Genomic DNA, 9835 nt, shown 5'->3' with positions numbered 1-9835 from the left:
GCGGTGGAGGGGGCTAGCCGGTGCACCCACCCCAAAAGCACGAGCGTTCAACCCCCTCAATCCCCGTAGTTTTCCGCGCCCGCCTCAACGAATCCAAAGCCTTATAGGAAAACGCACGTTTCTTATCCCCGGTGTTCAGCCCGGGCGCACGCTATGGGACATGACCCAGACCTCCCAAACCCGAGCCGACCAGGTCGCCCGCTGGCGCGACGCCGTCCAACAGAGGCTGATGGCCGCCCTCGACCGGGCCTGGACCACCATCGACACCGACCCCGACCCCGCCAAGGTCCGCGCCGCCCGCGACAAGGCCAAGGCCTGCGGGGAACTGGCGGCCTGCGTGCGGAAGGTGGCGGGGCTGTCGCTGGTGCGGCCGTCCGGGACGCGGCGGGCGGGTTTGCCGGTGGGCGAGGACGAGGCGATGGCCGCCGAAATCGAAGCCGCGGCGATGATCGCCGAGGTGGTGGGGGCGCTGCCGGTGGCGGGCGCCGGGGCGGGGCGGTTGAAGGGGAGAGGGCGGGGGAGGTTGTGAGGGTAAATGAATCGTCTTGGGAGCTTGTGATCCGACTAGGGGGCGAAGATGCGAACGATTGGCAGTCACTTGCCATTTGGGGGCAAATCGGAACAAGCTCCGCACAAGGCCAAGGAACAAGGACGGCTTGTAAATCCTTTAACAGTCGCTTATATGCCCCGCCCTTAAAACAACGGCCAAATGGGAGAGGAGCGATCGTCTCGGCGATCGACACACCATGATCGAGCTGTTCAAATTCGTCGGCGTGATCGCAATCGCGCTAATAGCTGCCGGCACTCTTCGAATCGTGAAGGACCTCGCTATCGGCGGTGAAGGTCGCGTCCGTGAAGTGCGGGAGGCGGGTGGCGGAATTACCCAAAAGATTAACGGCAAGGTTGATCGCGACATTCGCGGAGCGAGTTCATCGCGCGCAAATGGTCTTTACATCACAGTCGAGGAAGACGGCTCGGTAACGTATGAGCCGAAATCCATGATCGCACGCGAAGTGGCTTGAGCGCCTCTCTGCGGCGCAGCTTTGCGGGCTGGATCCCGACAATCACCGGGCAGTTATCTTTTAGCCTTGTGGCACTGAAAAGTCCGACGCTTGACTGCGTCACCGCAAATCAAGAACGCATAATTGGGGCGGTCCCACCAAGCCGAACGATCGTAAGTATTGTTAGGCGGGTGGCTCGCGACGTGCCGCTTCCGTGGCGACTATTTCAGCGCGCGCGCATCAAGCACTGCGTTCTAGTTGCGACCACTGACTCGACAAAGCGACCAGCCATCGAAGGTGGCAACGTTGTTGTCCATAGTGACGAACTAGGCCGATTGGTCGGTAAGGTCTGCGTCATTCCATTTCATAAACGGGCAGACACCAAGTCGAGGGCTGAGGTGAAGGTTGCCTCGATCCGTACGTTAATCGGAAAATTCAAGCGCGGCGATGGCGTAGATGATCTTAAGGTTGCTGTCGAAGAACAACTTAACCGTCAAGACGGCGTGAAAATCATTTCTGCTGAGTTCGAGATTTTCAGAACCGGCGAAATTCGTATCCACTGTGCACCAGAGGTTCCAAGTGAATTCTGCGAGCAAGTCTATTATTTAGTAAAAGACTTGTCGCATCGGCATTATCATCATGCGCACTCTGACGACAATTTGCTCCCGCTGACGCCAGCGACATCAGCCGACGACGTAAGTTGGCGGCGGAACACGCTGTGGTGTCTAACGCGAATGGTTCTAGAGGCGCGACGGCGCGACCGATTGGATGGTTACAAGAGCGCTCTTGGGATGTTGGCGTACGCGGAAGCTTTTCAAGGAGTTCTCGGTAGAATACACAGAATTGGTAAGGACAAGTTTGGTATCGTGAAAGATACCGCAATATATGATTTTGCGCATACACGCGCCTCGTTAGAGGCGAAAATTGCTGAGCGTGAGTATAAAAATAACGCAAAAATGCAAGCTGTTGCAATTTCAATTTCAACAATACTTGCCACAATTGCCCTGTGGATATCGTCAGTCCAGATTTCACAATCAATATGCGATTCAATAAAAAATTCAGATAAAGTTTGTTCGATAAGAATGCCGCATTTTACTGCTCATGCGGTAAAGTTGCTGATTGAGCGGCCCTTTGAGGTATTTGGGTTGCTTCTTTTGCTCGGTCTAATATTGCTCGGAAAGAGACTTCTTGCATTTATTCCGATCGCGTCGGTAGAGTATGCTGTAATGGCGTGGTCGCAGGCCTTCGGTGCCACCGCTTCGCGTGCTGCGGGTGTCAACGATCGGTTCGGGCGGCTGGTAAGTCAGATCTCTGTTAGTGTTTTTGGCGGTATACTAATTACGATTGTTGGTCTTCTAACGAGAGTATTTTGGATACCCGAGATTGTCGCGAAGATTTGCTCGATTGTGTGGAGAAACATTCTGACTATCCTATCCTTATTCTCTTGACCCTTTAAGGCTAACTCTTTCAGCCCCCCTCACACCCCCGCCATCACCATCCCACCCGCCTTAATCGCCTTACACACCGTCGTGGCGTAGCGCTTGAAGCCCTGCAGAAGCCCGGGCCGTCAGCCGCTTCAGCGGCGAGTCAGCGCTGCGGTCGATCCGCACGCCATGGGCCGCGTCGGCCCCGGCCGCCCCAGATGTCCAGGAACCGCATCCGCCCCTCCTGCTCGCGCCCCCCGTCAGCTTCCGCCGAAGATGAAGTCGGCCTTGTAGTAGCCCTTGGCCGGATCGAGGATGTCGATGGCGAACGGGGCCGAGCCATCGGCGAGGTCCGTCAGCCAGGCGTCGTTGGATCGCACCATGACGCCCAGGTCGGCCTTCTGCGCCTCGGCCAGCAGCCAGCCGACCATCGCCGCCTTGGTCCCGATCCCGCCGGTCCCGTCGCCGCCGTACGCCGCGAAATAGTCGGCGCGGCTGTCGATCATGGCGTGGATCTTGGCGTCGGTCGGGGCCGCCCCGAAGATCGTCTTGTAGGCCTCGCGGGTGGCGTCGAAGAGGCTCAAGCTCCCGTACTTGGCCGCGAACCCATCCTTGCCCTCGCCGATCTTGCCCAGATTGACCGCGAAATTGATGTAGCGGTTCTCCAGATTGAAGCTCTGGTAGTAGGCGCTGTTGAGGTTGTTGGCGTTCGGCCCGGTCGGCGAGACCAGGTAGTCGACCCCCGGCTGGCCGGGGATCTTTCCGGTGAAGAACTCATAGGCCAGGGTCGCGACCGAGGTGCTGGAGCCGGCCTGCTTGATGACGTCCGCCAAGGCGGCGCTCGAACTCTTCTGGCCGGACGTCATCGCCATGGCGATGTCCGTCGCAAGACTACCGTGAGCCCCGCCCGTGCTTTCGCGCAGGATGGCGCCGAACCAGCCTGAGACGGATTTGAGGTTCGCCACCGACAGCGCGCCGTCCTTGAAGGCGAGCGTCTCGAAATTGGCGAGCGTGTCGTGAACGGTCGTCGTCGCCCCGGCGAGCGCGTCGACGACGATCGCGTTGTCGCCGTTGACCGTCAGCCGATAGGTCGCCGAAGCGCTCCCGTAGGTCGCCGTGTCCGCGCCAGCCCCGCCGTCGATATGGGCCTGTTTGGCGCCGCCCGTGTCGCCGACGACATCGTCGCCCGCCCAGGTGCGAATGAGGGACGAGCCATTGCGGTTGGTGATGGTGACCGCCTGGGTGAAGTCGGTCGCCGGGTTGTAGGTTAGCGGCACGTTCACCAGCGCGAAGGTGTCCTGAAAGACGCCGGGCGATATCGTCTTGCCGACCAGCACCTGGGCCGTGAAGTTCAAGCTCCCGTCCGCTTGCGGCGTGGCGATGAACTTGCTGAACCAGTTTTCGTTGAAATAGTAGCCGCCGGATGCGGGATACTGCTGCTTTACAAAGGTGAGCAGCTTTTCGTTGAGCGCCAGGAACTCGTTGTGCAGGGCGACGTAGAGCTTGCCGGTTCCGTCGTTCAGCAGAACGTAGTTGGTCTGGCGGCTGGCGCCTTGATAGGTCGAGGAGGCGAACAGCAGCGTGTTGATGCCGCTCTTGTCGATATCGATGAACTGCGGCGTGTAGTCGAAGAGGTCTTGATTGAGGCCTACCGCGCCCAGCGCCGGGGTCGCGTCGACGAATGTCCCATCGCCCTTGTTCTGCAGGATCTGAAGCGTGCTGGGATAGTCGGTGGCGGTCGGCGACCACATGGCCTGGCCCGCGATCAGATCAGGCGAGCCGTCGTGGTTGAGATCCTCCGTCCACAGCCGATAGGTGTGGGTCAGGCCCTTGCCGATGATCGAGGCGTAGGACTGGTATTGAGGCAGCGTCGAAAGGTACGGTGTGATCCGCTGCAACGGCGTCGGGAAGGCCGCCGTATCGGCCAGGCCCATGGTGGCGGTGTCGAAGGCGTAGACGGCGATATCGGACGCGCCCGCGACGCCGGGGGCGCTGTAGTCGAACAGATTGTCTCCCCGCACGAGGCGGTAGGCTCCGCCGGTCCCGAACGCGGCCAGGGCCTCGCTGTTGCCAAAGCCCGGCTTGCTCAGCGTGGATGAGGCGAGCTCGCTCCAGCTTCCGTTGGCGTAGGCGAACAGGGCGTTGGCGTGTTGATCCGCCGTGCCGGTCATGGTCGCGGTGATGACGATCGGCCGACCGTTCACATACGCCACCTGAGCGTCATGCGCATTGACCGCGCCCGGCATGGTGACGCGATCGTAGCCACCCGAGGCGTTCGACATGAACGCCGTCCCGGCCGCCGCCGTGAACGGCTTCTCATTGTAGGGCAGCAGGACGATATCCGCGCGTCCGTCGCCATTGAAGTCGGCGGTGAGCACCGACTGGGCGCCTTCGATGACGGGATTCTGAAAAGCCGTGCTGGAGAAGGTCAGGCCGCCGGTTCCATTCGGCGCGAGAAACGCCGCGGTGACCTTGTAGGGCTCGGCCGGGGCCTGGTTGGGAAAGGTCCAGCCACTGAGGGCCAGGCCATATCCGCCGGTCATCGGAACCAGGGCGCTGAGCGACATCGCCAGCCCGCCCGCATAGTTGGATGACAGGTTCGAGGACGAGACAGGCGCCCATAGGCCGATCAGCGACAGGGTCGGATTGGGTTGCACGGACGCGCCTCGATCCAGGTTTGCTTCACTGGCCCGTCGCGACACGCTTAAGCCAAGACGAAGCTAGGCTGGGTCGCTGCGTCCGCGCGTCGCCGTTTGTAGGGTATCGACGCTGATTTCGCGGACGATGGCTCACCCGGAAGAGCCTCACACCCCCGCCATCACCATCCCGCCTTCCTTGATCGCCTTCATGCACACCGTCGTCGTGTACCGCTGCACCCCCGGCAGCTGGCTGAGGTCCTTCCGCAGCAGGTGGTCCAGGTCCGCGACGTCGGCGGCCACGATCCGCAGCAGGTAGTCCCCGGCCCCCGCCGTCGAGTGGCAGTCGGTGATGGCCGGGTGGCGCAGGACCGCGGCTTCGAAGGCCTCGGCGCGGGCGAAGTCGACGGTGGCCAGGGCGAAGACGGTCAGGCCCTTGCCGACCGCGGCGGCGTCGATGCGGGCGTGGTAGCCGGTGATGACCCCCTGCTTCTCCAGGGCCTGGACCCGCGACCAGCAGGGCGACTTGGACAGGCCGACCCGCTCGGCCAGGGCGGCGAACGAGATCCGGGCGTCGGCCTCGAGAATACGGAGGATCGACAGGTCGATGCGGTTCAGGACGGCCATTCGTTCTGCTCTTGGCGGTTTATGCGGGACATCGTTCTAACATGGTAGGCGGCGGCGGGGCGAACGCGCACAATGTGCCGCCTCGCAGCGGTTAGGGTCGTCCCATGGCGCAAGACATGACTTACGCGCGGTACCTCGCGCTGGACCAACTGCTGGCGGCGCAACAGCCGCTGAGCGATCGTCACGACGAACTGCTGTTCATCGTCATCCACCAGACCAAGGAGCTCTGGCTCAAGGAGATCATCCACGAGGTGATGCTGGCCATGCGGCTGGTGGCGGCCCACGACCTGGAGCCGGCCTACAAGGCCCTGGCGCGGGTGTCGCGGATCCAGACGGTGATGACCCTGTCGTGGGACGTGCTGGCGACGATGACGCCGGCCGACTATTTGAGCTTCCGGGGCGAGCTGGGGTCCAGCTCGGGCTTCCAGTCGCACCAGTTCCGCACCCTGGAATATCTGCTGGGCCTGAAGGACAACAGCTTCCTGAAGTTCCAGCAGGAGGGCTCCAGCGCCCTGGCCCAGCTGGAGGCGGCGCTGGCCGCGCCTAGCCTCTACGACGTGGCCATCGCCCAGCTGGCCAAGGCGGGCCTGGCCGTGCCCGAGGCGGTGCTGGCCCGCGACTTCAGCCAGGCCTACGTCCCCTCGCCCGAGGTGGAGGCCGCCTGGCTGGAGGTCTATCGCGACACCAAGCGCTATTGGGAGCTGTACCAGCTGGCCGAGAAGCTGGTCGACCTGGACGACGCCCTGGTCACCTGGCGGCACAAGCATGTGCTGACCGTCGAGCGGATCATCGGCGGCCGGCCGGGCACCGGCGGCACCGACGGGGTCAGCTACCTGACCAGCACCCTGCGCCGGCGGGCGTTCCCGGAGCTGTGGTCGCTGAGGACGAAGCTGTAATGGGCGCGCGGAAGGACCTGTTCTCCAAGGCTCTGAGCGTTCCGGGCCGGCTGCACATGGCCGCCCACAGCCACCACCTGTGGCCCGACGTCACCCTGGCCGCCCAGGTCGAGGCCTGGGAGGACGCCGTCGTGATGGCCGACCACAAGTGGGACAAGGCCCTGGGCCAGGTCTATCCGGCCGCCCGGGGTCTGGTCGCCCGTGAACTCTCCCTGCCTTCCCCCGACACCGTGGTCTTCGCGCCCAACACCCACACCCTGCTGGCGGGACTGGTCTCGGCGGTCGGCCGGCGGCCCGTGCGGGTGCTGTCGACCGACGGCGAGTTCCACTCGTTCCGCCGCCAGGCCCAGCGCTGGGTCGAGGCGGGCGAGATCGAGCTGACCCTGGTCGAGACCGAGCGTCCCGACTTCGCCGAGCGGTTCTTCTCGGCGGCGCGCGGCGGGACCTATGACCTGATCTTCGTCAGCCAGGTGTTCTTCAAGACCGGCCTGGTGTTCGACCGGGTCTGGGAGCTGGCGGCCCTGGCGGATCCTAAGGGCCCGTGGGTGGTGGTCGACGGCTATCACGGCTTCCGGGCCGTGCCGACCGACCTGGCGGCCGTGGCCGACCGGCTGTTCTACCTGGCCGGCGGCTACAAGTACGCCATGGCCGGGGAGGGGGCGGCGTTCCTGCACGCTCCGCCGGGCTTCGGGGCGCGTCCGGTCCTGACCGGCTGGTACGCCGAGTTCGGCGACCTCGAGGGACCGCCCGGCGGGGTCGGCTACGCCCGCGACGCCAGCCGCTTCATGGGCGCCACCTTCGACCCCTCGGGCCTGTACCGCTTCGTGGCGGCCGGCCGGATGCTGGAGGACGAGGGCCTGACCACGGCGGCGGTGGCCGCCCATGTGGCGGGGCTGCGGGGCCTGCTGCTGGACGCGATCGCGGCGGGGGAGGCGGGGCCGCTGAAGGACGCGACGGTGGTCAATCCGCCGGGCGCGGGGCCGTCAGCGCGGTTCCTGGCCTTGCGGCATCCGTCGGCGCTGGCCTGGAAGACGGCGCTGGCGGAGCGGGGCGTGGTGGTGGATGTCCGCGACGACGTGCTGCGGGTGGGGTTGTCGGTGTACCACGACGACGGGGATGTGGCGGCGTTCTGCGAAGTCTGTCGCGAACTCACCTAGCTCAAAAACAATGTGTCATCCCGGCCGCAGCGTAGCGGAGGGCCGGGACCCAGGGGCAACCGCGGTGCGCCGGCCCCTGGGTCCCGGACAGCCTCTGCGAGGCTTCCGGGATGACACAACTATTGTGGTTGAGACCCTAAGCCGACAGCCGTTCCAGCGCCCACAGCATCGAGTCCATCGCCTGGTGCACCGGCTTGCCGTCGCGCTCGTAGTGGCCGCTTTCGAAGATCTGGACCAGGTCGGCGCGGGCCCGGCTGACGCGGCTCTTGACCGTGCCGACCGCGACGCCGATCACCTCGGCCGCCTCCTCGTACGAGAAGCCGCCGGCCCCGATCAGGATCAGCGCCTCGCGCTGGTTCTCGGGCAGCATCAGCATCGCCTGGCGCAGGTCGTCCAGGGCGATGGCGCTGTCGAAGTTGGTGTTGGCCACTAGCGTACGCTCGGCGGTCTCCTGGTCCAGGGCGACCGAGCGCCAGCTGCGGCGCTTGTCCGAATAGAACTGGTTGCGCAGGATCATGAAGGTCCAGGCCTTCATGTTGGTGCCCAGGGTGAAGCTGCCGCGGCTGGCCCAGGCCTTGGCCACGGCGTCCTGCGCCAGGTCGTCGGCGACGGTGGCGTTACCGCATAGCGACCGCGCGAAGGCCCGCAGATGCGGGATCAAGGCGATGAGGTCGCGTTCGAAGGTCTTCTGGTCGTGATGGTCCATGACGGCCCCCGTTGGGAATATGCTCAAGCTAAGAACGGGTGGCGAAGAGGATTGGTTGCAGGGGCGGTTAACGAATGTCGTCAGTACTCGTCTTCTGGAATGGCGGGGATGGCGTAGATGATCGGCACGACGCAGCCGCGATAGCCGGTGGGCGGGGCCTTGGGCCGTCCGCTCATCAGCAGCATGCGGGCGGCCTCGCCGAACGCGGCGGTGGGCTGGGCCTCCAGCACCTCGACCGCGCCGATCTGGCCCCAGGGCGCCACGTCGAAGCGCAGGAGGGCGCGGCCGCCGACCCGGCGCTTGCCGAAGGCGGGCGGGAAGAACTTGGTCTCGGGCAGGTTCAGCGCGGCCAGGGTGATCTTGCACGTGTCGTCGTCGACCGGCGGCGTCATGCGCTTGGGCGGCGGCGTCGCCTTGGGCATGGCCTTGAACGCGACAGCGCAGCCGGTGCGCGGCGGGCCCGGGAAGTATTTGGCCTCGGCCACCGCGCTGGCGGCGGCGTCGGCGAAGGCGGCCTCGCCATGCTGGGCCACGACCCGCACGTTGCGCGCGGCCCCGGCGGCGTCGATGTCGAAGCGCAGGCCGGCCCAGGCGGGATCGACGGTCTTGTCGTCGAACGGCCGCAGGTCCGGATAGACGATCGTCTGCGGCCGCCGGCGCGTGGGGCCGTCGCAGTCGTTCCCGGCCGCCAGGGCCTTGCGCAGCGGTGGTGACGGCGAGCGGGGATCGTCGGCCAGGGCCTCGAACAGCTGGGCGGGCGAGGCCTCGGCGATCGGCGGATAGCGGGGCGCCAGGTCGATCGTGCAGGCCTTGGCCGGGGCGTCGGGCGCGAACCGCCAGCTGGCGAGGATGGCCGACTGCTCGTCGATGGACCAGGGGATCGTCCCGCCCTGGCCGCTGGTGCGCTTGAGGTCGGTCACGTGGCCGTCGGCGTCGACCGAGAAGCTGTAGACCTCGGTCGAGGGCGGGGGCGGCGGGACATAGGCCTGCGTGCCGACCGGCGGAACAGGCGGCGTCCACACCTGCCAGATCTTGGGCGGCAGGGCCGCGGCCTCGACCAGCCGCGCCGAGGTCCCGGCGCAGGCGATGCTGGACGGGGGCGTCGCGAAACTGACCAGCTTCACCGGCGCCTTGGGATCGCTGGGCGGCGGCGGAATGGTGGCGAGCGCCGTGACGGGCGTCACCAGGGCCAGGGCCAGAAGCAGCAAGCCGCGCATGAACGCTCCGCGATCTAGGGTTGAGGTATTGGCCCTGGCGGAGCGGGGTAGGTCAAGTCTTCCTTCTCCCCCTGCGGGAGAAGGTGTCAGCCGCAGGCTGACGGATGAGGGGTTGATCGTCCTGTCGGCGTGGCGCCCGGCCTATCCGCTGTCGCGGCCGATCCGGTCTTC

At 65.1% G+C, this 9835-nt stretch carries 9 protein-coding genes and 1 pseudogene; 6 read left to right on the top strand and 4 right to left on the bottom strand.

What is annotated here, in order from left to right; all coding sequences use genetic code 11:
• Positions 1–160 precede the first annotated feature (160 nt).
• The 3 genes from AC1DSO_RS19720 (at position 161) to AC1DSO_RS19710 (ending at position 2449) form a co-directional block, all read left to right on the top strand.
• Positions 161–529, top strand: a complete 369-nt coding sequence (locus AC1DSO_RS19720; RefSeq protein WP_477070424.1) for a hypothetical protein — start codon at positions 161–163, stop codon at positions 527–529.
• Positions 530–746: 217 nt separating this feature from the next.
• Complete coding sequence (locus tag AC1DSO_RS19715; protein ID WP_477070423.1) at positions 747–1022, top strand: hypothetical protein; 276 nt, start codon at positions 747–749, stop codon at positions 1020–1022.
• Entirely contained in the window at positions 1019–2449 is a 1431-nt protein-coding gene (locus tag AC1DSO_RS19710) for a hypothetical protein (RefSeq protein WP_477070422.1), read from the top strand. The genes AC1DSO_RS19715 and AC1DSO_RS19710 overlap by 4 nt, the downstream gene beginning before the upstream one ends.
• Before the next feature lie 236 nt (positions 2450–2685).
• On the opposite strand, the gene AC1DSO_RS19705 is transcribed toward AC1DSO_RS19710, so the two are convergent.
• Both AC1DSO_RS19705 and AC1DSO_RS19700 read right to left on the bottom strand, forming a co-directional pair.
• The gene (locus tag AC1DSO_RS19705; RefSeq protein ID WP_477070421.1) at positions 2686–5082 is read right to left on the bottom strand and encodes a hypothetical protein; all 2397 of its coding nucleotides are present in this window, start codon (positions 5080–5082) and stop codon (positions 2686–2688) included.
• A gap of 147 nt (positions 5083–5229) precedes the next feature.
• A complete protein-coding gene (locus AC1DSO_RS19700) occupies positions 5230–5688 on the bottom strand; it encodes an Lrp/AsnC family transcriptional regulator (RefSeq protein ID WP_477070420.1) in 459 nt (152 codons plus the stop codon).
• Positions 5689–5792: 104 nt separating this feature from the next.
• Between AC1DSO_RS19700 and AC1DSO_RS19695 the strand changes: the two genes are divergently transcribed.
• The 3 genes and pseudogenes from AC1DSO_RS19695 to AC1DSO_RS19685 form a co-directional block, all read left to right on the top strand.
• A complete protein-coding gene (locus AC1DSO_RS19695; protein WP_477070419.1) occupies positions 5793–6584 on the top strand; it encodes a tryptophan 2,3-dioxygenase in 792 nt (263 codons plus the stop codon).
• Positions 6560–7741, top strand: a complete 1182-nt coding sequence (locus tag AC1DSO_RS19690; RefSeq protein WP_477070418.1) for a kynureninase/PvdN C-terminal domain-containing protein — start codon at positions 6560–6562, stop codon at positions 7739–7741. Before AC1DSO_RS19695 ends, AC1DSO_RS19690 begins: the two co-directional genes overlap by 25 nt.
• Before the next feature lie 10 nt (positions 7742–7751).
• A pseudogene (locus AC1DSO_RS19685) lies at positions 7752–7859 on the top strand (hypothetical protein); the annotation flags it as partial.
• Positions 7860–7877: 18 nt separating this feature from the next.
• On the opposite strand, the gene AC1DSO_RS19680 reads toward AC1DSO_RS19685, so the two are convergent.
• Together AC1DSO_RS19680 and AC1DSO_RS19675 are read right to left on the bottom strand one after the other, a co-directional pair.
• Positions 7878–8447: a sigma-70 family RNA polymerase sigma factor gene (locus AC1DSO_RS19680; RefSeq protein WP_477070417.1), complete on the bottom strand. Its 570-nt coding sequence runs from the start codon at positions 8445–8447 to the stop codon at positions 7878–7880.
• An 80-nt stretch (positions 8448–8527) separates the two neighbouring features.
• Positions 8528–9664: an energy transducer TonB gene (locus AC1DSO_RS19675; RefSeq protein WP_477070416.1), complete on the bottom strand. Its 1137-nt coding sequence runs from the start codon at positions 9662–9664 to the stop codon at positions 8528–8530.
• Between the last annotated feature and the right edge of the window lie 171 nt (positions 9665–9835).

The sequence above is a fragment of the Caulobacter sp. P4_E5 genome, assembly GCF_056401555.1.
Note: the sequence above shows the minus strand (reverse complement) of the source record. Positions and strands in the feature narration are given on the sequence as shown.

Excerpts from the sequence above, each read along its gene's own strand:
- AC1DSO_RS19695 (WP_477070419.1), top strand. The coding sequence starts at position 5,793 with ATGGCGCAAGACATGACTTACGCGCGGTACCTCGCGCTGGACCAACTG.
- AC1DSO_RS19715 (WP_477070423.1), top strand. The coding sequence starts at position 747 with ATGATCGAGCTGTTCAAATTCGTCGGCGTGATCGCAATCGCGCTAATA.
- AC1DSO_RS19680 (WP_477070417.1), bottom strand. The coding sequence starts at position 8,447 with ATGGACCATCACGACCAGAAGACCTTCGAACGCGACCTCATCGCCTTG.
- AC1DSO_RS19720 (WP_477070424.1), top strand. The coding sequence starts at position 161 with ATGACCCAGACCTCCCAAACCCGAGCCGACCAGGTCGCCCGCTGGCGC.
- AC1DSO_RS19675 (WP_477070416.1), bottom strand. The coding sequence starts at position 9,664 with ATGCGCGGCTTGCTGCTTCTGGCCCTGGCCCTGGTGACGCCCGTCACG.
- AC1DSO_RS19700 (WP_477070420.1), bottom strand. The coding sequence starts at position 5,688 with ATGGCCGTCCTGAACCGCATCGACCTGTCGATCCTCCGTATTCTCGAG.